Genomic DNA, 22,050 nt, shown 5'->3' with positions numbered 1-22,050 from the left:
GAAGAAGGAGGCGAGGTCAGGGTCGTCCTGACGGACGACGCGCTATCCCTCCCGGCACTAAAAGTACCGGGTATCTCGCGCAGAATCTGATGAGTTCGAACGCATTGTCGAGTGACATCCTGCTGCACTCGCCGCCGCTGCAGCGATTCCCCGGCCTGCTCGGCGAACCCGTGGCGAGCGACTTCCTGGCGCGTCTGGATCATGAGCTGTCATGGCAACAGCCACGCCTGCACCTCTATGGTCGTGAACATCCGATTCCCCGACGGCAGGTGTGGATGGGGGATGGCGAGGCGCAGTACCGCTACTCAGGGCAGGATTTCCGGCCCCAGCCATGGCACCCCGATGTCGCCAGGATCCGTGAAGCCGTCGTCGAACGCCTGGCCGCTGCCGGAGTGGCCGCCAGGTTCAACAGCGTACTGCTCAACCGCTACGCCAACGGTGAGGAGCGGATGGGCTGGCACAGCGACGACGAGCCCGAACTCGGGCCTGCTCCCTTGATAGCTGCCGTCAGCCTGGGCGCTGAGCGCCCACTGCGGCTGCGCTGGCGCCGGGGTTCGGGCAATGCCTTCAATGTCTGGCTGCCCCACGACAGCCTGCTGCTGATGGGGCCGGGGGTACAGGAGCAACTGCAGCATGCGTTGTTACCCCGCAAGATTCCCGGGCTCAGGATCAGCCTCACCTTTCGACAGGTTGCGGTGAACGTCGATACAGGCCCCATAGAATAACCAGCAGCAGTGCATAGACCATCCCGCCGATGGGATAGGCAAGGAAACTGTAGGTCAGGCCAAAGTCGATGAAGGCCACCGACAGCAACGTACCTGCCACGGCCAGCGCCCGCCTCTCGCCGGAGGCACTGCCGATACCGCCGACGAAAAGCCATATCGGTGTGGCATAAAGCGCCAGCAGGGTGAACAAGCCGGGCAAGCCACGCTTGACCCAGGCATCGAGCAAATCGTTATGCGCATGCCAGAATCGTCCCAGTGACGGGTCCTGCAATCCTTCAGCGCCGCGCTCGCGCATGGCAGCACGATACTCCCGGCTTCCCCATCCAACGATCGGTCGCTCGGCAATCAACCGGCTTGCGCCCTTCCACATTTCCAGTCGCGCGCTGACCGAGTTCATGTCGTTGCTGCCTGCCCTGTACTCCTGGACACCATTGATGGCGTTATGCACCCGGTTGGCCACGCCGGTCTGCGGGGTCATGTAGAGACTGCCCAGCACTACCAGCAGGCAACCACCCACCAGCAGCCGCCAGCGAAGCGACAACCGCTTGCCATGGCCGCGATAGAGCACCCAGATAGCCAGCGGCAACCCGATCCAGCCGCCCCGTGAGCCTGAGAGTGCCGACGCCGTGAGCCCTGCAAGTCCCCCTGTGGTCATCAGCAGCATCCAGTGCCAGCGTTCGTGCCGTGTCATGGCCCAACTGAGACCGGCAAAGCACAGGAGTCCCGTCATCAGCCCCAGGTTGCCGAACAGGATCGCATGCAGGGGGTCGTGGCCATCGGCACGAGAGGATCCCTCGATGATTCGCTGCCAGATCGCCCAGCTACCGGCGGAGATGCTGCCCAGCGCAAGGCCGGCCCATAGCCAGCCTGCGGCAGGTCTCAGTCTGACCAGGGCGATCAGTGCCACCATGGCAAGCCAGATCGGCAATGCATCGCGAACACCCTTGAACCCCATGCCGTGACCCAACTCCATCACCACCCAGCTCAAGCCATACAGCAGCAGCACCGCCATCAACACCTTGTCCTGGCGATGGGGGAAATCATCAGGCTGATCCTTGCCGACCGCCAAAGCGGCCAGAATCAACAGTAGCGGCACCGTCGCAATGGCCGGCCAGGGCAGCACAAGATACGCGACGGCGGAAAACAGCAATGCCATGGCGGCAAGTGAGCCATGGCATTGGTCTCTGAGGGTCAGCGATGGCATCACGGTCATCTGCACCGTTCATGGAAGTGGGTAAACAAAGGCCTAACCCTGAATATAGAGTTCTTTAGTATTTCAGCGAGCAATCATTGATATGCCCCCTCCCCCACCCCCTCAGGACGTTGCCGCTTGACGTTGGAAAGGAAGGGGATTCCTATGATGCTCAGACACAGACTATGGCTGCCCGGGGTGCGGTGCACAGCTGGCTCGCAGCGTCTCGCTCTACGACGTGACCGAGGAGCGTCAGATGGGGCGTTATTGGCAGGATTACGATGATGTGATGCACTAGGAGCCTGTCGGGCTTAACCAATCGTAGCGCTCCTAGCCCCCCTCCAGGCAGGTAGCCTGCTCTGGAGGGAGTACCGGGGTCATCGCTTAACCGCGGAAATACCCCGGCTGCACGAACGGCATCTTGCTAACCGTCATTGGCAGGCGCTTGCCACGCACCTCGGCGTACACCGTCGTGCCGATCTCGGCGTTCTCGATGGTGACGTACCCCATGGCCACGGGCCGGCCAACGCTGGGGCCGAAGCCGCCGGAGGTGACCACACCGATCGAATCGTCATCGCCGCTGAACAGCTCGGTACCCTCTCGCACCGGCGCCCGTCCCTCCCCGAGCAACCCGACCCGCTTGCGCTGGTGATCCTTCTTTTCGACCTGGTGCAGGATCAGGTCGGCGCCAGGAAAACCGCCCTGGCGCTCGCCACCGCGCCGACGCGGCTTGCCGATCGCCCAGATGAGACCCGCTTCCACCGGCGTGGTCTCGGTATCGATGTCATGTCCGTAAAGGCAGAGGCCAGCCTCAAGACGCAGGGAGTCGCGAGCACCGAGGCCTATCGCCTCCACCTCCTCTTCGGCAAGCAGGCGACGGGCCAACGCTTCGGCACGGTCTGCCGGTACCGAAATCTCGAAGCCATCCTCCCCGGTATAGCCGCTACGACTGATCCAGACGGGGATGTCGTCGATCTGGAAATGGCCGTGCTGCATGAAGACCATCTCGCAGGCCGGCGGGCACAACCGCTGCATGACAGTTGCCGCCTGGGGGCCCTGCAGAGCCAGCAGGCCGCGATCGAGCACCTCTATCTCATGCTCGGTATCCAACCCGGTCTCGAGCAGGGCGATATCCTGATCCTTGCAGGCCGCATTGACCACCAGGTAGAGATGGTCGCCGACATTGGCCACCATCAGGTCATCGAGGATGCCACCCTCCTGCCCGGTGAAGAGTGCATAGCGCTGCATCCCCTCGGGCAGCCCGACGACATCCGCACAGACGAGGGTCTCCAGCGACTCGGCGGGCCGGGGTCCGCGCAGCAGTATCTGTCCCATGTGAGAAACGTCGAACAGGCCACAAGCCGCCCGGGTATGCTCATGCTCCTTCTTGACGCCGAGCGGATACTGCACCGGCATGTCATAGCCGGCAAAAGGAACCATCTTTCCCCCCAGCTCGAGGTGAAGGCCATGCAGCGGCGTATGCTTGATATCGCTCATGCGGAAGTCCTCGGGTAGTGATAGTGGTAGACGATGAAACCGACAGCGGGCTTCAGCGGTAGCAAAGGCGCCCCGCAGGACGCCTGTCGTATTGCCGGTTCCCGATGTCAGTGCTGACCGTGGTCGAGATCCTCTCCCGGCAGGACCTCCTTGCCATCGAAATAGTCACGGGTCACCTTGAACACCACCGGCGAGAGCAGTGCCAGGGCGATCAGGTTGGGTATCGCCATCATGGCATTGAAGGTATCGGCCATCAGCCAGATCAAGCCCAGCTGCGCCATTGCCCCCAGAGGGATGGCCAGCACGAACAGCGTGCGATAGAGCATGATCGAGCGCGTGCCGAACAGGAACTGGAAGCACTTCTCACCATAGAAGGACCAACCCAGGATGGTGGTGAAGGCAAACACCGCCAGCGCCACCGAGACGATCTGGTTGCCAAAGCCCGGCAGGGCCGCATCGAAGGAGAGCGCTGTCAACGAAGCGCCCTGCTCGCCCTCGATCCACACCGTGGACGTCAGGATCACCAGTGCCGTGATGGTGCAGACGATGATCGTATCGATGAAGGTGCCCAGCATGGCGATCAAGCCCTGGCGGACGGGGTTCTTGGTCTTGGCGGCGGCATGGGCGATTGGCGCACTCCCCAGGCCGGCCTCGTTGGAAAAGATGCCGCGCGCCACACCAAAGCGGATGGCCGCCATCACGGCCGCGCCGGCGAACCCGCCCGCCGCCGCATGGGGGTTGAAGGCGTAGTAGAAGATCAGGCCGAAGGCATCGCCGATCTGTCCCGCATTGACGACCAGGACGAGCAGCCCCGCCAGGATATAGAGGATGCCCATGACCGGCACCAGCTTGCCCGCCACCTTGGCGATACGCTTGATACCGCCCAGGATGACCGCCCCGGCCAGGACCATGATCACCACACCTGTCAGCCAGTGCGGGATATTGAAGGTCGAATCCAGCGCGTCCGCGACAGAGTTGGACTGCACGGTGTTGCCGATACCGAAGGCGGCGACGGCGCCGAAGAAGGCAAAGGCACCGCCTAGCCAGAGCCACTTCTTGCCCAGGCCATTCTTGATGTAGAACATCGGCCCGCCGACGTGAAAGCCGAGACTGTCGGTCTCGCGAAAGCGAACCGCCAGCACCGCTTCGGCAAACTTGGTTGCCATGCCGACCAGAGCCGTGATCCACATCCAGAAGATCGCCCCGGGACCGCCCAGGGCAATGGCCGTTGCCACCCCGGCAATGTTACCCGTGCCGATCGTGGCGGAAAGTGCCGTCATCAAGGCGTTGAAGGGGGATATCTCACCCTCCTCTTCCGCACGCTTCTTTTCGCCTGGTGCCGGCTTGGCCTCGCGCCCCTGCCACATCAGCTTGAAGCCGATGCCCAGCTTGCGGATAGGCATGAATTTCAGGCCGAGCTGCAGGTACAGGCCGACGCCCAGCAGCAGAATCAGCATCAGCGGGCCCCAGACCACGCTGTTGATGGCCGTGAATATTGCTGTCAAGGTTTCCACGCACGTTTCCCTCTGTTGTATGGATTTGTTGTTGGGGCTGCCGATGTGCAATTCGCACGTATAGTTGCCAATGTTAATCTGGCAAGTAGCAGCCGACTTGAACGATCAGCAGCACAAACCGGCGTACCATAGCGGAATCCACCATGAATGCGCCAGTCTGTCGAAAGGTCCGCTTTCGAAACCGCTCATGCCGCTGGAGCGCAAGCGTACCGCGTGTTTCCTATCGGAAACAAGCGTCTACTCTCTACCGCCGCCCGTGGATTGACGTGCTGGCATGAGAGCGAAACTTGCAGGCCTGGCTACAGGCTAGTGAGCGCTGAAGGCGCTGTCTAATCGTGGAATCGGTTAACATCGGATGCGATTGGAACGCAGCGCACCAGAACCCTGTCCCCCCAGCGGGCACGTGTTGCTTGCTGACCCGGGCTACCGGTACGGATCACCGGGCCGGGGCATCAGACAGGCACAGGGACTCGCCAAACGGCCCTAATGGCGTTAGCATTCAAGCGTTCAGAAACCTTTTTCGTATAGGAAAACCATCATGAGCACGATTCCCGCCAACCTGCGCTACAACAATAGCCATGAATGGGTGATGGACAATGGCGACGGCACCGTCACCATCGGCATCACCGACCATGCTCAGGAAGCCCTGGGCGACGTGGTCTTCGTGGAACTCCCCGAGGTCGGCCGCACCCTGGCAAAGGGCGATGAGTTTGGGGTGATCGAATCGGTAAAGGCTGCCTCCGACCTCTATGCCCCGGTGGCCGGCGAGATCGTCGCCGTCAACGAAACCCTGGAAGACACCCCTGAAACGGTGAACGAAGCGCCCTACGAAGGCGGATGGATCATGAAGGTGCGCATCGAGGACGCCACCAGCCTCGAAGACCTGCTCGACGCCGACGCCTATCAGGCCGCTATCGCCGAAGACTGATAACCAGCCGCTCCAGCTCCCGGCCCCGCGGCCGGGCTCATTCTCATCTTATGACAGGGTGCTCCATGGCTTTCGACAATCGCCGCCTGGCCGAACTGGCCGATCATGACGCCTTCATCCGGCGCCACAACGGACCCGGTACCGATGACGTTGCTGCCATGCTGGCGTCGATGGAAATGGAAAGCCTCGACGCCCTGATCGAGCGCACGGTGCCAGCGGACATTCGCCTGGGCCGGGAGCTGGATCTCGACCCACCGCGCAGTGAAGCCGAGGCGCTGGACTACCTGAAGCGGCTGGCACGCCAGAACAAGGTGTTCAAGACCTATATCGGCCAGGGCTACTACAACACCCACGTGCCGGCCGTGATCCAGCGCAACGTGCTCGAGAACCCCGGCTGGTACACCGCTTACACCCCCTATCAGCCGGAGATAGCCCAGGGTCGACTCGAAGGCCTGCTGAACTTCCAGCAGATGGTGATGGATCTCACCGGCATGGAGCTGGCCAACGCCTCGCTGCTGGATGAGGCCACCGCGGCGGCCGAGGCCATGGCGCTGTGCCACCGCGCCAACAGGAAGTCGAAGAGCAACGCCTTCTTCGTCGCCGATGACGTGCTGCCGCAGACCCTGGACGTGGTACGCACCCGCGCCCACTACTTCGGCTTCGAGCTGGTCGTCGACGCCGCCGACAGCCTGGCCGAACATGATGTCTTCGGCGCCCTGCTCCAGTACCCGAGCCAGAGTGGCGAGATCCGCGACCTGGCGCCGCTGCTTGCCACGGCGCGGGAGAATGGCGTGATGACCTGCGTGGCTGCCGATCTCATGAGCCTGGTGCTGCTCAAGGAACCGGGGGCCCTGGGCGCCGACATCGTGGTGGGCAGCAGCCAGCGCTTCGGCGTCCCCATGGGCTTCGGCGGCCCCCACGCCGCCTTCTTCGCCACCACCGACAAGCTCAAGCGCTCCATCCCTGGACGTATCATCGGGGTCTCCAGGGACTCTCGCGGCAACACCGCCCTGCGCATGGCCATGCAGACCCGCGAGCAGCACATCCGTCGCGAGAAGGCCACCTCCAACATCTGTACCGCCCAGGCCCTGCTGGCCAACATGGCGGGCTTCTACGCCGTCTACCATGGTGCCGAGGGGCTCACCACCATCGCCACTCGCATTCATCGCCTGACCACCATCCTCGCCGAGGGCGTGACCAGCAAGGGCGTGAGGCTAGGCCATGACAGCTGGTTCGATACCCTGCGTCTGACCGGCATCGATGCCGGCAAGGTCCACGGTCGTGCCATGACCCACGAGATCAACCTGCGCTATTTCGACAATGGCGACATCGGCGTCAGCCTCGACGAGACCACCACCGCCCACGATCTCGACACCCTCTTCGATGTGCTCCTGGATGAAGAGCACGGGCTCTCGGTCACCGCCCTGGATGAAGCTGTGGTCAACGGGGGCAGTAGCGGTATCCCGGCCGCCTGCCGCCGCGAGTCGGGCTTCCTCGACCACCCGACCTTCCAGCGCTATCGCAGCGAGACCGAGATGCTGCGCTATCTCAAGCGGCTGGAGAACAAGGACCTGTCGCTGACCCATGCCATGATCCCGCTGGCTCATGCACCATGAAGCTGAATGCCACCAGCGAGATGATCCCCATCACCTGGCCGGAATTCGGGCAGATCCACCCGTTTGCCCCGCGCAACCAGGTGGCCGGCTACCAGCAGATGATCGACGAACTGGCCGCCTTCCTGGTGGAGATCACCGGCTACGAACATATCTCGATGCAGCCCAACTCCGGCGCCCAGGGCGAATATGCCGGGCTGGTGGCCATTCGGCGATACCAGCAGGCCGAAGGCCAGGGCCATCGCAACATCTGCCTGATCCCCAGCTCTGCACACGGTACAAACCCCGCCTCGGCGGCCATGGCCCATATGAAAGTCGTCGTAGTGGAGTGCGACAGCGACGGCAACATCGACCTCGAGGACCTTCGCGCCAAGCCGCCCAGCACGGCGACGATCTCTCGGCGATCATGCTCACCTACCCCTCCACCCACGGCGTGTTCGAGGAAGGCGTGCGGGAAGCCTGTGCCATCGTCCATCGGCACGGCGGACAGGTGTATATCGACGGCGCCAACATGAACGCCCAGGTCGGCCTTTCCCGTCCCGGCGACTTCGGCGGCGATGTCTCGCACCTGAACCTCCACAAGACCTTCTGTATCCCCCATGGTGGCGGCGGCCCGGGCATGGGTCCCATCGGGGTCAAGGCACACCTGGCGCCCTACGTCTCCAACCATGTAGTCACCCCGATCGCCGGCGTCAATGCCGACTGCGGCGCCGTCTCGGCGGCGGCATTCGGCAGCGCTCGATCCTGCCGATATCATGGGCCTATATCAAGATGATGGGCGCCCGCGGCCTGCGTGAGGCCACCGAGCTCGCCATCCTCAACGCCAACTATGTGGCCAGGCGGCTCGAGGCGCACTATCCGGTGTTGTATCGGGGTGTCAACGGCACCGTGGCCCATGAGTGCATCATCGATATCCGCACCATCAAGACGGCCTCCGGCATCAGCGAAGAGGATATTGCCAAGCGCCTCATGGACTACGGCTTCCACGCCCCGACCATGTCCTTCCCGGTGCCCGGCACCCTGATGGTCGAACCCACCGAGTCGGAGTCCCGCTACGAGATCGATCGTTTCTGCGATGCGATGATCAGCATTCGCAAGGAGATCGCGGCGGTGGAGCGTGGTGACTGGCCGGCGGATGACAACCCGCTGGTCCATGCGCCCCACACCATGGCCGACCTGATGGACGACGCTGGAATCGCCCCTATGCCCGGGAGCTCGGCGCCTTCCCCTCCGACGCGGTCAAGGCCGCCAAGGTATGGCCGGCGGTCAACCGCGTCGACAACGTCTTCGGCGATCGGCAGCTGATCTGCTCCTGCCCGAGCATCGACGAGTACCGCGACTGACCGGGCCTAGCCCCGCCCTCATGCAATCGACCCGCCAATGGCGGGTCGATTGCGTTCAAGAGCAGGGGCTTTCAACACCTCATATGGCCGGCGCACCATCACTATACCCAAAGCGCTCCCGCAACCGTTGCTCACGAAATCCCTCCAGCAGGCGCTCATAACGACGGGGCACCCGGGCACTGCTGCGGGTGATCAGGTGTAGCGATTCGTGCTCCACCACCGGCAGGTCGAGCTCCTTGACCTGCCGCTGCCAGGGGGAAGTCTCGAGCACCAGGCGCGAGACCACCGTGAAGCCGAGCCCGCGCGCCACCGCATCCAGCACCATGGCCACTTCATTGGTGTAGCCCTGTCGCCGGAACTGGCTCATGGAGCGAAACTCGTCGGGAAAGTTGCTGCGCAGCAGAGCGCCGGCATGATTGACGCCATCGGAGTAGTTGATGAAGCCGATACCCATCAGCTCGGTGAGCGTGGTCCCGGTGAAGTCAGCGGGAACCACCAGGCAAAGCGGCTCCTGATGCCAATGCGAACAGTCCAGCTCCGGATGGCGAACCGGCTCGGTGATGATACCCAGGTCGTGTCGACCATCCAGCACGTCGGTGACGATCTCGTGACTGAAAGCGAAGCTGTAACTGACCGTGAGGCCCGGATACATCTGCTGCTGTCCCAGGATATAGGGATACAACATCAACCCTACGCTACCCGGCGAACCGATACGACACTCCCCCGTATCCAGGGCCTCGTCATCCAGGGAGTGGCGGAACTGCTCGTGCTCGGTGAACAAGCGCAGCCCGTAGTCATAGGCGCGCCGGCCGGCCTCGGTCAATGCAAAGCGACGACCGTTACGCTCCAGCAACGGCTTGTCGAGGTAGTGCTCCAGCTTGCGCACGTGCTGGCTGACGCCGGGCTGGGTCATTTCCAGGCGCTGGGCGGTACGCGTAAAGCTGCCGGTCTCGACCAGCGTAATGAAGGTGCGAAAATATTGAGCGTTGAACATGGGCATCGCTTGCGATTCGACCAAGGCCTGATAGGCGCCATTCTATCAGCACCGGAGAACCCGCGCAGCGCTGCGCCCAGCGGCAAGCCCGTGGTAGCATTCCTGAAGTGACCACACCTTATCCGGCGGCCCTCTCCCCGGGAGAGGACGCGCCAACCTGACCTGACAAGGACCGTACATGCCCGACACCATTTCCAGCACCGTTTCACCCCTGGGTAGCCTGGAAGTACTCTCCCAGCATGAAGTCAACCGGCTGCGCGACACCTCCAAGGCGGGCCTGCATGACCTGCTGCGCCGCTGCGCCCTGGCGGTGCTCAGCTCCGGCAGCATGACGGACGACAGCCTGGTGCTGATGGAAACCTACCACGACTTCGATATCGAAGTGATTCAGCAGGATCGCGGCATTCGCCTCAAGGTCACCAACGCCCCGGCTGAGGCCTTCGTCGACGGCAAGATGATCCGCGGTATCCGCGAGCACCTCTCATCGGTGCTGCGCGACATCGTCTACGTCTACAACGAGATCCAGCGCCATTCGCGCTTCGACCTCACCACGGCCGAGGGCACCACCAACGCCGTTTTCCACATCCTGCGCAAGGCCGGTACCATGAAGCCGGGCCGCGACCCCAGCATCGTCGTATGCTGGGGCGGGCACTCCATCGCCCGCGAGGAGTACGAGTACACCAAGGATGTCGGCTATCACCTGGGGCTGCGGGAGCTCGACATCTGCACCGGCTGCGGGCCGGGTGCCATGAAGGGGCCGATGAAAGGGGCCAACCTGGCCCATGCCAAGCAGCGTATCCACAATGGCCGCTATCTCGGCATCTCAGAACCCGGCATCATTGCCGCCGAGGCCCCCAATCCGCTGGTCAATGAACTCGTGGTGATGCCCGACATCGAGAAGCGCCTGGAAGCCTTCATTCGCCTCGGCCACGGCATCATCGTCTTCCCCGGTGGGGTCGGCACGGCCGAGGAAATCCTCTATCTGCTGGGCATCCTGCTCCACCCGGAGAATGACGACATGAAGATGCCGGTCATCTTCACCGGGCCGGCCAGTGCCGAGGACTACTTCAAGCGTATCGACGAATTCCTGGTCTACACCCTGGGAGAACAGGTGCGCAGCAAGTATCGCATCATTGTCGATAATCCCACCGAAGTGGCCCGCGCCATGCGCAAGGGTATCGACGCGGTCACCGATTTCCGCCGCGAACATCAGGATGCCTTCCACTACAACTGGCGCCTGACCATTGCCCGGAACTTCCAGGAGACCTTCGAGCCGACCCACGAAGCCATGGGTGGTCTCGCCCTGCACAGGGATCAGCCGGTTCACGAACTCGCCGCCAACCTGCGCCGAGCGTTTTCCGGAATCGTCGCCGGCAACGTCAAGGAGAACGGCATTCGCGCCATCGAGGCGAAGGGCCCCTTCTCCCTGCACGCCGAACCGGAACTGATGCGGCGGCTGGACGAACTGCTGAGCTCCTTTGTGACGCAGGGGCGCATGAAACTGCCAGGTCGGGAGTACGTGCCCTGCTATCGGTTGGTATAGCGCCCGTCTCGGGAACACCGCCGGGAGCCCTTCGGTCTCCAGTCGTGAGCTGAAGCTTCCTCCGACAACCTCGTAGCACCGTCGGTGGAGAAAACAGCTGTTGGAGCGCTGGCCCCCATCGCGACTGGCGCCGATAGGCGCCTCGGCGGAGGCTGCAGCGTCGATGGTAACCACAGCCGTCGGGCAACACCGCCGGGAGGCTTGCGCCTCCAGTCGTGATCTAAAGATTCCTCCTACAAGATGGTGAGGCAGCGCTGGTGGAGAACATCATTGTCGGAGCGCTGGTCCCCATCGCGACTGGCGCCGATAGGCGCCTCGGCGGAGGCTTTGACGTCAATGGTAACCGCCAACCTCGGCAACACCACCGGGGAGGCCTACGGCCTCCAGTCGCGATCTAAAGATGCTCCGACAGGGTGGCAATCGCCCAACATGGCAGGAACAAACAGCTGTAGGAGGACGATTTATCGCACGACTGGCGCCGTCAGGCGCCTCGGCGGAGGCTGCAACGTCGGTTGTAACCACCGGCGTCGGGCAACACCGCCGGGGAGGCCTGCGGCCTCCAGTCGCGATCTGAAGATGCTCCTACAATTTTTTCTCATATGGCGGAGGCCGCGGCGTCTAGCCGGTTTCCGAGGGCCGCCACCAGAGCCACAGCACATGCAGCAACAACCCAGCCGTGGTAGCGTGGGCGATGATCAGCTGCCAGCTGATCCAGTCGGTCATCAGGGCGTGCCAGGCACCCATCACGCCCAGGCCGGCGAGCAACGAGATGCCGAAGCGCTTGAGCAACATCGGCAGACGGCGACGCTCGCTCACTTCCAGCATGCGCCAGTGCACCACCGTGACTGCCGCAACGGCGACCAGGGCGAGCATGATCATCGTCAGGCGGTTGTCGTGCCCGCCCGCCAGGTAACGCGGTATGGTGGAGAGCATCAGCACCAGCAGGCCCAGCATGATGCTGAGCCGCTCTGCTGTCGGCGTGGCGCCCATCAGGCCACCTTCAACTGCTGGGCGTCGATCCATTCTTCCACCCAGGGAATCGCCGCATCATCGGCCATGAAGGTTTCCATGGCGTCGACCTCCAGGCGGTCTCCCAGGCGAGTGGCACCCAGCCCCTGCAGCATCTCATCCAGCTGACGACCGGCACCGCAGAAGGTTTCCCCATAGGAACTGTCGCCCAGCGCAATCACGCCGTAACGCAGGTCAGTGAGCCCGGGGCACTGCTCATCGAGACCACGGGCGAAGGGGACGAAGTTGCCGGGGAAGTCCCCACTACCGGTAGTCGAGACACAGAAGAGCGCAAGATCGGTGGGGGAATCGGTCAAGTCCGACACTGTCGGCTGCTCGAGGATATCCACCTCATAGCCGGCCGACTCAAACAGCGGCTTGACCTGTTCGGCGACATCGAGCGCGCCACCATACATGGTTCCTACAAGGATCTTCAGCATTGGCATGTCGAGGGTATACCTGAGTATTTTGGTCGGATATTAGCATAGCTCGAACGGCTTCGAAACCGGCACGCTTCCGACATGGGATCACATGCAGCCGGGGGAATGTCCGAGTATAATAGTCGGACATTATGCCAAGGAGGCGACATGCTGCAGACCTTCGAAGCCTGGATCACACCGATCATGATCGGTGGCCTGGTCCTGTTCATGAGCTTCATTATCTGGGATCTGGCCAAGCAATCCCAGGCCGGGCGATTCGGCACCATCATGCTGTTCGTGGTGCTGGGTGCCGGCATTCTCGGCTATCTGTTGAAAGTCGTCATCACCTGGTTCATCGAACGCGGCAGCGTCTGAGTGATCCAGAACGGCCGATGCCACCCGCTGGGTGGCATCGGACCATCGTCGCTCAGCTGGGCAGCGGCCCCTCGAAGCGCTCGACCTGGCTCTTCAGTTTCTGGCCAGGACGGAAAGTCACCACACGGCGAGCCGAAATGGGAATCTCCTCGCCCGTCTTCGGGTTTCGCCCCGGGCGTTCGCGCTTGTCCCGCAGATCGAAATTGCCGAAACCGGACAGCTTGACCTGCTCGTTCTCACGCAGGCAGGCCCGAATTTCCTCGAAGAAGGCCTCCACCATCGACTTGGCTTCCCGCTTGGTCAACCCCAGCTCGGCATGAAGGTGTTCGGCCAGTTCCGCCTTGGTCAACGCTCCCATGTCTACTCCTTCAGAGTGGCGGTCCAGCCCGCCGCCGGGCATTCGGCATCCACCTGATTCGCGAACTGCGTAAACGCCCTCCTCCAATCACGATCGGAAAGGTCATCCGCGCAGCTCAGCCCCCAGGTGTTGATGCGATTCGGCGACAATGGCATCGACCAACTGATTGATTTCCTCGTCATTCAGCGTGCGCGAAGGATGCTGCCAGGTCAAGCCCAAGGCGACGCTTTTGTATCCAGCTGTAACGCCCTTGCCCTGGTAGACATCGAAAAGTCGCAGTTCTTCCAGCCATTGACCGGCCTTTCCCCGTACGCAGTCGAGCAGCGCCTGGACCGGCAGGTCCGCCTTGACCAGGAAAGCCAGGTCACGGCGCACTTCCGGGTAGCGGGAAAGCGGCACGAAGGTCGGCAGTACGCCACGGACCAGGGCATCCTGGCGCACTTCGAAGAGTAGCGCATCGGTCTTGATCCCCAGCTCCGCCTTGACCCCCGGGTGCAATGCACCGATCCAGCCGACCGCTCCCCACGATAGAGGACACGCGCGCTCTGGCCCGGGTGCAGCGAAGGGTGCTCACCAGGCTCGAAACGCCAGGCCTCCGGCTCGCCACCCATGGCGATCAGGCTTTCCAGGTCGCCCTTGATGTCGAAGAAATCCACCTTGTCGCGACCACCGGCCCAGCCCTCCGGCTCGCGGGTACCGCAGGCCAGCCCGCCAAGCATCGGCGTTTGTTGCAGATCATCCAGATCCCCCCGGAAGACAAGGCCCGCCTCGAACAGCCGAACACGATTCTGCTGCCGATTCAGGTTATGTTCCAGGGCTCTCACCAGCCCTGGAAAGAGGCTCGCACGCATCACCGAGAGGTCGCTGGAGATGGGGTTTGCCAGCCTGGGCGATACCGCGTCGGGCAGCATCGCCTGCTGGAGTTCAGGTGCCACGAAGCTGTAGGTCACCGCCTCCTGGTAGCCCCGGGCCACCATCTGCCGGCGCAAGCGCCCCAGCGGAGTGCGCGCCTCATGGTCCGGGCGCAGCGCCAGCCGCGCGGAAGGACGACGCACCGGCAGCTGGTTATAGCCGTGAATCCGCGCGATTTCCTCGATCAGGTCCTCCTCGATGGCAATATCGAAACGCCAGCTAGGCACGCGAGTCTGCCAACCGGACTCAGTGGTATCCACCGCCATCCCCAGTCGCTGGAGAATGTCGGTGACCTCCTCCCGCGGCAGCTGCTTGACCAGCGCCTGTTCGAGACGGGCAGCCCGCAGCGTCACCACACGCTCACCGGGCAGCTGCGCCTGGCTTGTGGCGTCGACCAGCGGGCCCGGCTCACCCCCGGTGATCTGCAGCAGCAGCGCCGTGGCCCGCTCGATGGCATCCACCGTCAGTTGCGGGTCGACACCCCGCTCGAAGCGGTGGGATGCATCGGTATGCAGGCCATAGCCACGTGCCTGCCGGCAATGGCCAGGGGCGAGAAGTAGGCCGCCTCCAGGAAAATGTCCCGCGTTTCGGGACTGACACCCGAGTCCTCACCTCCCATGACACCGGCAATGGCCAGCGGGCCACGTTCATCGGCAATCACCAGCGTCGAGGCACCCAGGGTGATCTCCTGCCCATCGAGCAGCACCAGCCGCTCACCCTCACGGGCCAGGCGCACGACAACGCCGTCATGCAGGTTGTCACGATCGAAGGCATGCAGCGGCTGGCCCAGCTCGAGCATCACGTAGTTGGTGATGTCGACCACCGGATCGATGGAGCGCACGCCACTGCGGCGCAGTCGCTCGACCATCCATAGTGGCGTAGCAGCTGTGACATCGACCCCCTTGATCAAGCGCCCGATGTAGCGCGGGCAGCGCTCGGCATCCTCGACACGAACCGGGAAGGTCTCCTCATGGGTCGCCGGTATCGGCGTCACGTCCGGCGACACCACCGGCAGCCGGTTTAGTACACCCACTTCCCGGGCCAGCCCCTTGAGACTCAGGCAGTCACCGCGGTTGGGCGTCAGGTCCACTTCGATGGTGTTGTCGTCGAGACCCATCCAGGCGCGGAAATCATCCCCCACCGGCGCCTCCAGCGGCAGCTCGAGAATCCCCGGCGAGGTCTCCTCCTCCAGGCCCAGCTCCGAGGCGGAGCAGATCATGCCCCGGGACTCCTGGCCACGCAGCTTGGCCTTCTTGATGTTGAAGTCGCCGGGGAGCACGGCACCGACGCGGGCGAAGGGCACCTTCTGGCCGACCGCCACATTGGCTGCGCCACAGACCACCTGGACCGGCTCACCGCTGCCATCCAGCACCTGACAGACATTGAGCTTGTCGGCATCCGGATGCGGCGCCTTGGACACCACCTCGGCGATGACAACGCCGCTGAAGATCGCCGCCACCGGCTCGATGGCATCCACCTCAAGCCCGGCCATGGTGATCTGGTCGGCCAGCGCCTGGACGCCCAGCTGCGGCGAGACCCACTCACGCAGCCACTGTTCGGAAAATTTCATGACTTATCCTGTGTTCTGCCGAAGTTCATGTAACGCCGCCCGATCAGGCGAACTGGCGCAGAAAGCGCAGATCGTTCTCGAAGAACAGTCGCAGGTCATTGACGCCATAGCGCAGCATGGCCAGGCGCTCGGCTCCCATGCCGAAGGCGAACCCCTTGTAGCGCTCCGCATCGATGCCGGAATGGCGGAACACCTCCGGATGAACCATGCCGCAGCCCATCACCTCCAGCCAGCCGCTGTGGGAGCAGACGCGACAGCCTTCACCGCTGCACATAACGCACTGGATATCGACCTCTGCCGAAGGCTCGGTAAAGGGAAAATAGGAAGGCCGGAAACGCACCGAGAGATCGTCACGCTCGAAGAAGGCGTGCAGGAAGTCCTCGATGGTGCCCTTGAGATCGGCAAAGCTGACATCCTCGTCGACCAGCAGCCCCTCTACCTGATGGAACATCGGCGTATGGGTCAGGTCGGAATCGCTGCGATAGACCCGCCCCGGGCAGACGATGCGAATCGGTGGCGACTGCTCCTTCATGGTGCGCACCTGGACCGGCGACGTGTGCGTGCGCAGCAGTCGAGTGGCATCGAAATAGAAGGTGTCGGCCATGCCCCGCGCGGGTGGTGGGCGGGAATGTTCAGGGCTTCGAAGTTGTGGTAGTCGTCCTCGATCTCCGGCCCCACGGCAACGTCGTAGCCGATCCGGGTGAAGAGCCCTTCGATGCGCTCCAGGGTGAGTGTCACCGGATGCAGCCCACCGCTGGGCTGGCCACGACCGGGCAGCGTCACGTCGATGCGCTCTGCGGCCAGCTGAGCTTCCAGCGCGGCCTTGCTCAGTGCCTGCCGGCGCTCGTCGAGCTCCTGGTTCAGCGCCTGCTTTGCCTGGTTGATGCGCTCGCCTGCTGCGGGACGCTCATCGGCCGGCAGCTTGCCCAGCCCCTTTAGCTGGGCGGTGATCTCGCCCTTCTTGCCGAGATAGCGCACCCGCAGTTCATCGAGCGCCGCGATACTCTCGGCGGCCTGGATGGCTTGACGGGCCTCGGTGACCAGTGTCGGTAGATGGTCCATCCGTTGAGCTCCGAAATCATTGATCTTGGCTGAAAGAAACGTCGAGTTTCGATCGACAAAAAAACAGGGGAAGAGCGGCTGCTCTTCCCCTGCGACGGTCTGGCGTTAAAGGAGACCGGCCAACGCCGGCCCGACGCCATCGGTCGGAATCGCTTACTGGGCAGCCTTGGCCTTCTCGACGATGGCAGCAAAGGCGGCCTTCTCGTGAACAGCCAGATCGGCCAGCACCTTGCGGTCGATCTCGATACCGGCCTTCTTCAGACCACCGACGAAACGGCTGTAGGACATGCCGTGCTGACGAGCACCCGCGTTGATACGCTGGATCCACAGGGCACGGAACTGACGCTTGCGGTTACGGCGGTCACGATAGGCATACTGGCCTGCCTTGATGACGGCCTGCTTGGCCACGCGAAAGACGCGCGAACGGGCGCCATAGTAGCCCTTGGCCAGCTTCAGTACTTTCTTGTGACGACGACGAGCGACGACACCACGCTTGACACGAGTCATAGCTTTCTCCTGACGTTAAAATAGAACAAGCAGAGGCTTACAGGTTCGGCAGCATGCGCTGAACGAGGGCCTTGTCGGCGTCGTGGATAAGCTTCGTACCACGCAGGTGACGCTTACGCTTGGTCGACTTCTTGGTCAGGATATGGCTACGGTAAGACTGCTTGTGCTTGAAGCCATTGGCAGTCTTCTTGAAGCGCTTGGCAGCGCCACTGTTAGTCTTGATTTTCGGCATGAGTCAATTCTCCGCTCGAGTTTTTTAGAAAATCCGTGGCCTATGGCCGGCATTTACGCCGGCCATCCGTTTGACTGGCCGTCGGATCACTTCTTCTTGGGGGCAATGATCATGATCATCTGGCGCCCTTCCATCTTGGGGAAGGCCTCCACGGTCCCGATCTCGTCGAGATCCGCAGCGATCCGTTCCATCAGCTTGCGGCCGATGTCCTGGTGCGCCATTTCACGGCCGCGAAAACGCAGCGTGACCTTGCCCTTGTCGCCACCTTCGAGGAACCGGATCAGGTTTTTCAGCTTGACCTGATAGTCGCCCTCGTCGGTGCCAGGCCGGAATTTGACTTCCTTGACCTGTATCTGTTTCGTCTTCTTCTTCTGAGCTGCCTTCTGCTTCTTCTGCTCAAAGACGAATTTGCCGTAATCCATGATCTTGCAGACGATGGGATCGGCATTGGAAATCTGGACGAGGTCCAAACCGGCCGCTTCGGCTCGCTCCAGTGCTTCACTGGTGGGCACTACGCCCAGCTGCTCGCCGTCGCTGTCGATCAGGCGTACCTGATCCTCGGTAATACGCTCGTTCATTGGGGGGCGCTTGTCCTGAGGACGTCCGCGCTGGCTGCTTCGCTTGATCGTTCCGTCTCCGTTCCGGTAATTGACAGTGTCGTTACCAACCTTCGGTCCGAACGCGCTCGATGAATTCATCGACGGTCTGGACGCCGAGGTTTTCGCCGGTGCGGGTGCGCACGGCAACCGAATCGGCTTCGACTTCCTTATCCCCTACCACAAGGAGATAGGGAACTTTCTGCAACGTATGCTCGCGGATTTTAAAGCCGATCTTCTCGTTCCTCAAGTCCGCCTTGACGCGAAGACCGATTTTCTGCAAGCGACGCTCCAATTGTACCGCATAGTCGCGCTGCGCATCGGTAATTGTCATCACCACCACCTGTTCCGGCGCCAACCAGAGCGGCATCGCCCCGGCATAGTGCTCGATCAGGATGCCGATGAAGCGCTCGAAGGAGCCTAGAATGGCCCGATGCAGCATGACCGGCGTCTTGCGCTCGCCGTCCTCGTCGACGAATTGGGCGTTCAATCGACCCGGCAGATTGAAATCCAGCTGCAGTGTACCGCATTGCCAGACACGATTCAGGCAATCGCGCAGGGCGAATTCGATCTTGGGTCCATAGAACGCCCCTTCACCCGGCTGCAGCTCCCACTCCAGACCGGTGGCATCGAGCGCCGCCTCGAGCCCCTGCTCGGCCCGATCCCATAGCGCCGCCTCGCCCATGAAGCCCTCCGGGCGGGTCGAGAGCTTGAGCTCGACGTCGTCGAAACCGAGCTCCTTGTACACCTTGAGGGTCAAGGCGATGAAATCTTCCGCCTCGGCCTGGATCTGCTTCTCGGTGCAGAAGATATGCGCATCGTCCTGGGTGAAGCCCCGCACCCGCATCAGACCGTGCAGCGAACCGGACGGCTCGTTGCGGTGGCAGCTGCCGAATTCCGCCAGGCGCAGCGGCAGATCGCGGTAGCTCTTGAGCCCCTGGTTGAACACCTGCACGTGGCAAGGACAGTTCATCGGCTTGACCGCGTATTCGCGCTTCTCCGACTCGGTGGTGAACATCAGGTCGCTGTAGTGCCCCCAGTGACCGGACTTCTTCCACAGTGACAGATCCACCACCTGCGGGGTGCGAATCTCCTGGTAGCCATGCTCGACCTGGACCTTGCGCATATACTGCTCCAGCGCCTGATAGATGGTCCAGCCATTGGGATGCCAGAACACCATGCCCGGCGCCTCCTCCTGGAGATGGAAGAGGTTCATGCGCTTGGCCAGCTTGCGGTGATCGCGCTTCTCGGCCTCCTCGAGGCGCTTGAGATAGGCCTTGAGCTGCTTCTTGTCACCCCAGGCCGTACCATACACCCGGGTCAGCATCGGATTGCTGGCATCACCGCGCCAGTAGGCACCAGCCAGCTTGGTCAGCTTGAACGCCTTCAGGTGCCGGGTATTAGGCACATGGGGCCCCCGGCACATGTCGACATACTCCTTGTGCTGGTAGAGCCGGATCGTCTCGCCCTCGGGAATCTCGCGGACGATCTCCTGCTTGTACGGCTCGTCGCGGTGCAGGAAGGTCAACATCGCGTGGTCGCGATCCACATACTCGCGAACCACGTCATACTCCTCGTCGATGAGCGCTTTCATGCGCGTCTCGATCGCCGCCAGATCGTCCGGGGTGATGGAAACGCCAAAGTCGATGTCGTAGTAAAAGCCATCGTCGATCACCGGCCCGATAGCCATCTTCGCTTCCGGATAGAGCTGCTTTACCGCGTGGCCGATCAGGTGGGCGCAGGAGTGGCGAATCACCTCGAGACCTTCCGGGTCGCGGGCGGTAATGATGGCCACCTCGGCATCATGGTCAATGATATCGGCAGCATCCACCAGTTCGCCGTCGATCTTGCCGGCGACACAGGCCTTGGCCAGACCGGGGCCGATCGATTCGGCCAACTGCATCACGGAAAGGGGTTCGTCGAAGGATCTCTGGCTGCCGTCCGGCAGGGTCACGATGGGCATTGAAGCGTCCTTGTGCGCAGTGGTGATCCATACCAGGGATCACGTGCCGCAGTTAGTGGCATAGTTCTAATGACGTGGCTCTAGTGTCGTGGTTCTAGTGATGTGGCTCTGGTGACATCGCTCACGACAGCCGACAAGACTACCAGATGCCACCCTTCTCACGCCACGCCCGCCGACACGCAACAGGGGCACCCGAAGGTGCCCCTGTGTACTTCTCACGGCCTTGATTCAGGCCCCGGGTCCAATCAAGCGATCAATCCCAGTTGACGATTTCCACGCGACGGTTCTGCGCGCGTCCTTCGTCGGTCTCGTTGGTGGCGACCGGACGTGACTCGCCATAGCCAATGGTAGTCATGCGGTTTTGGCTGATGCCGCGAGAGACGAGGAAGTCCCTGACGGAATCGGCGCGACGCTGGGACAGGGCTTCGTTGTACGCAGCAGAACCGACGTGGTCGGTATGACCCTCGATACGAACGCGCATCTCGGGATTCTCGCGCAGGGTGTTCGCCACCTGGTCGAGCTCGCGGTGTGCGGCCGGACGAATCTCGGAAGAATCGAAGGCGAAGGTGACTTCGCTATCGAGCACTACCGGTTCGAACTCGGGCGCAGGTGCCGGTGCGGGCTCGGGCATCGGCTCCGGCGCAAGGCCGGGCAACCGGTTCCGGCGTGCGATCGGCGCACAGCAGCGCACCGATGGCCGCGCCGGAAGCACCGCCAACAGCAATCCCCTGATCCTCATCGGAGCTGCCGCTGACGGCGTAGCCGATGCTGCCACCGATCAGGCCGCCGGCGACACCGCAGACAACGGGCTGCTGATACCAGGGACGGTCTGATGAGGCGGATGCCCCTCCCTGAGTATTGGCGCAGCCGGAGAGACCGATGACGAGAGCAGAACCTAACAGCAAGCCAGTCGTAGATTTTTTCATTACAAGACTCCTTCTTGATTCATCTTCGGGCAGTCCATTTTTGAGGACCCGAAATATCCGGGAATTCTGGGACCCGGTTCTGCATAGTGTAGGCTTTATTCAGCCTCTCTCAAAGCAGAACCTAATTCAATCACCCAGAATTTAGGCAGTTTCGGCCCCAAACAGGCAAGGCCCATTCCAGAGTCCCCAAGGAATCAGAGTGTTGCAATGAAGCTTCTTCGTATCATTAGCGTACAATATGCTCCTGCCAATGTTGCCCATACCGTCAATGCAAGCTCCCTGGCCAGGCCCGGCGAAATTCCAGCACCTCGGCGGCCGCCTTCAGCACCGGCTGGCGCAGCTCGGCTTCCACCTCCAGGCGCTCACGGTCTTCCCGCATCCTGTCGCGGGGGCTGAGCGCCTTGCGGGCGGAGTGGGTATGCAAATGCTGCGTGCGTGCATAGACCTCGCCAAAGGGACGAAACGCCGGCCGCTCCATCAATTCAGGGTCGAGTATCTCCAGCAGTACCTTGCAGCGCCAGGACCCCTCGGTGACATCCACCTGCTCCTGCAACAGCGACGAGGCAACGATCTCCAGGTTTTCGAGACAGTTCGCGTGAGCCCGCTGCAGCTCATCCTCTTTGAGCGCCCGCCGACGCTTGACCTCACGCCAGAGAGTGAAGGCATAGGCACCCAAACCGGCAATAATGGCCGCGCCCAGAGCGAGCAGGACCAAGGCAGTCGTCATCGTCATGGATTCTTCCAGCCTTTCGTTGAAAATCAACCTGAATTGT

At 62.3% G+C, this 22,050-nt stretch carries 18 protein-coding genes and 3 pseudogenes; 5 read left to right on the top strand and 16 right to left on the bottom strand.

Annotated features, from left to right (window positions below; all coding sequences use genetic code 11):
* Positions 1-89 precede the first annotated feature (89 nt).
* Positions 90-725: an alpha-ketoglutarate-dependent dioxygenase AlkB family protein gene (locus Q427_RS23365; RefSeq protein WP_043517646.1), complete on the top strand. Its 636-nt coding sequence runs from the start codon at positions 90-92 to the stop codon at positions 723-725.
* On the opposite strand, the gene Q427_RS23360 is transcribed toward Q427_RS23365, so the two are convergent.
* The 3 genes from Q427_RS23360 to Q427_RS23350 form a co-directional block, all read right to left on the bottom strand.
* Complete coding sequence (locus Q427_RS23360) at positions 676-1,938, bottom strand: O-antigen ligase family protein (RefSeq protein WP_051496636.1); 1,263 nt, start codon at positions 1,936-1,938, stop codon at positions 676-678. The genes Q427_RS23365 and Q427_RS23360 overlap by 50 nt on opposite strands.
* Before the next feature lie 363 nt (positions 1,939-2,301).
* Positions 2,302-3,414, bottom strand: a complete 1,113-nt coding sequence (gene gcvT / locus Q427_RS23355; RefSeq protein WP_043517645.1) for a glycine cleavage system aminomethyltransferase GcvT — start codon at positions 3,412-3,414, stop codon at positions 2,302-2,304.
* A gap of 107 nt (positions 3,415-3,521) precedes the next feature.
* Positions 3,522-4,928, bottom strand: coding sequence for an alanine/glycine:cation symporter family protein (locus tag Q427_RS23350; protein WP_043517644.1), 1,407 nt, complete (start codon positions 4,926-4,928; stop codon positions 3,522-3,524).
* 538 nt (positions 4,929-5,466) lie between these two features.
* On the opposite strand from Q427_RS23350, the gene gcvH reads away from it, so the two are divergent.
* Positions 5,467-5,856: a glycine cleavage system protein GcvH gene (gcvH, locus tag Q427_RS23345; RefSeq protein WP_043517642.1), complete on the top strand. Its 390-nt coding sequence runs from the start codon at positions 5,467-5,469 to the stop codon at positions 5,854-5,856.
* Between the two features lie 65 nt (positions 5,857-5,921).
* A pseudogene (gcvP, locus tag Q427_RS23340) lies at positions 5,922-8,812 on the top strand (aminomethyl-transferring glycine dehydrogenase).
* A gap of 79 nt (positions 8,813-8,891) precedes the next feature.
* Here gcvP and Q427_RS23335 read toward each other — a convergent pair.
* Complete coding sequence (locus Q427_RS23335) at positions 8,892-9,806, bottom strand: LysR family transcriptional regulator (protein WP_043517669.1); 915 nt, start codon at positions 9,804-9,806, stop codon at positions 8,892-8,894.
* A gap of 178 nt (positions 9,807-9,984) precedes the next feature.
* On the opposite strand from Q427_RS23335, the gene ppnN reads away from it, so the two are divergent.
* Positions 9,985-11,349: a nucleotide 5'-monophosphate nucleosidase PpnN gene (gene ppnN / locus Q427_RS23330; protein ID WP_043517640.1), complete on the top strand. Its 1,365-nt coding sequence runs from the start codon at positions 9,985-9,987 to the stop codon at positions 11,347-11,349.
* 618 nt (positions 11,350-11,967) lie between these two features.
* Here ppnN and Q427_RS23325 read toward each other — a convergent pair.
* Positions 11,968-12,339, bottom strand: coding sequence for a hypothetical protein (locus Q427_RS23325; RefSeq protein WP_043517638.1), 372 nt, complete (start codon positions 12,337-12,339; stop codon positions 11,968-11,970).
* Complete coding sequence (locus Q427_RS23320; RefSeq protein WP_043517637.1) at positions 12,339-12,803, bottom strand: flavodoxin domain-containing protein; 465 nt, start codon at positions 12,801-12,803, stop codon at positions 12,339-12,341. The genes Q427_RS23325 and Q427_RS23320 overlap by 1 nt, the downstream gene beginning before the upstream one ends.
* A gap of 141 nt (positions 12,804-12,944) precedes the next feature.
* Between Q427_RS23320 and Q427_RS23315 the strand changes: the two genes are divergently transcribed.
* Positions 12,945-13,151 carry a DUF2788 domain-containing protein gene (locus tag Q427_RS23315; RefSeq protein ID WP_043517635.1) on the top strand — a complete coding sequence of 69 codons (207 nt, stop codon included), beginning with the start codon at positions 12,945-12,947 and terminating at the stop codon, positions 13,149-13,151.
* A gap of 52 nt (positions 13,152-13,203) precedes the next feature.
* Here Q427_RS23315 and ihfA read toward each other — a convergent pair whose 3' ends face one another.
* The 10 genes and pseudogenes from ihfA to Q427_RS23270 all read right to left on the bottom strand — a co-directional run bounded on the left by ihfA (position 13,204) and on the right by Q427_RS23270 (position 22,010).
* Positions 13,204-13,509, bottom strand: a complete 306-nt coding sequence (ihfA, locus tag Q427_RS23310) for an integration host factor subunit alpha (protein WP_043517633.1) — start codon at positions 13,507-13,509, stop codon at positions 13,204-13,206.
* Positions 13,510-13,611: 102 nt separating this feature from the next.
* A pseudogene (pheT, locus tag Q427_RS23305) lies at positions 13,612-15,991 on the bottom strand (phenylalanine--tRNA ligase subunit beta).
* A 43-nt stretch (positions 15,992-16,034) separates the two neighbouring features.
* Positions 16,035-17,053, bottom strand: a pseudogene (gene pheS / locus Q427_RS23300) (phenylalanine--tRNA ligase subunit alpha).
* Positions 17,054-17,206: 153 nt separating this feature from the next.
* Positions 17,207-17,560, bottom strand: a complete 354-nt coding sequence (gene rplT, locus Q427_RS23295; RefSeq protein WP_043517631.1) for a 50S ribosomal protein L20 — start codon at positions 17,558-17,560, stop codon at positions 17,207-17,209.
* 37 nt (positions 17,561-17,597) lie between these two features.
* A complete protein-coding gene (gene rpmI, locus Q427_RS23290) occupies positions 17,598-17,792 on the bottom strand; it encodes a 50S ribosomal protein L35 (RefSeq protein ID WP_043517630.1) in 195 nt (64 codons plus the stop codon).
* 86 nt (positions 17,793-17,878) lie between these two features.
* Positions 17,879-18,490, bottom strand: coding sequence for a translation initiation factor IF-3 (gene infC / locus Q427_RS23285; RefSeq protein ID WP_081786179.1), 612 nt, complete (start codon positions 18,488-18,490; stop codon positions 17,879-17,881).
* The gene (gene thrS / locus Q427_RS23280; protein WP_043517628.1) at positions 18,453-20,351 is read right to left on the bottom strand and encodes a threonine--tRNA ligase; all 1,899 of its coding nucleotides are present in this window, start codon (positions 20,349-20,351) and stop codon (positions 18,453-18,455) included. The genes infC and thrS overlap by 38 nt, the downstream gene beginning before the upstream one ends.
* Positions 20,352-20,604: 253 nt before the next feature.
* Positions 20,605-20,982 (bottom strand): OmpA family protein, encoded by a 378-nt coding sequence (locus Q427_RS34715; protein WP_231613878.1) that lies wholly within the window; start codon positions 20,980-20,982, stop codon positions 20,605-20,607.
* Complete coding sequence (locus tag Q427_RS34710; protein ID WP_231613877.1) at positions 20,927-21,277, bottom strand: hypothetical protein; 351 nt, start codon at positions 21,275-21,277, stop codon at positions 20,927-20,929. The genes Q427_RS34715 and Q427_RS34710 overlap by 56 nt, the downstream gene beginning before the upstream one ends.
* A 265-nt stretch (positions 21,278-21,542) precedes the next feature.
* A complete protein-coding gene (locus Q427_RS23270) occupies positions 21,543-22,010 on the bottom strand; it encodes a DUF2489 domain-containing protein (protein ID WP_043517627.1) in 468 nt (155 codons plus the stop codon).
* Positions 22,011-22,050 lie beyond the last annotated feature (40 nt).

The sequence above is a fragment of the Halomonas sp. BC04 genome, from assembly GCF_000568385.1.
This window is presented reverse-complemented; position numbering and strand designations above follow the sequence as displayed.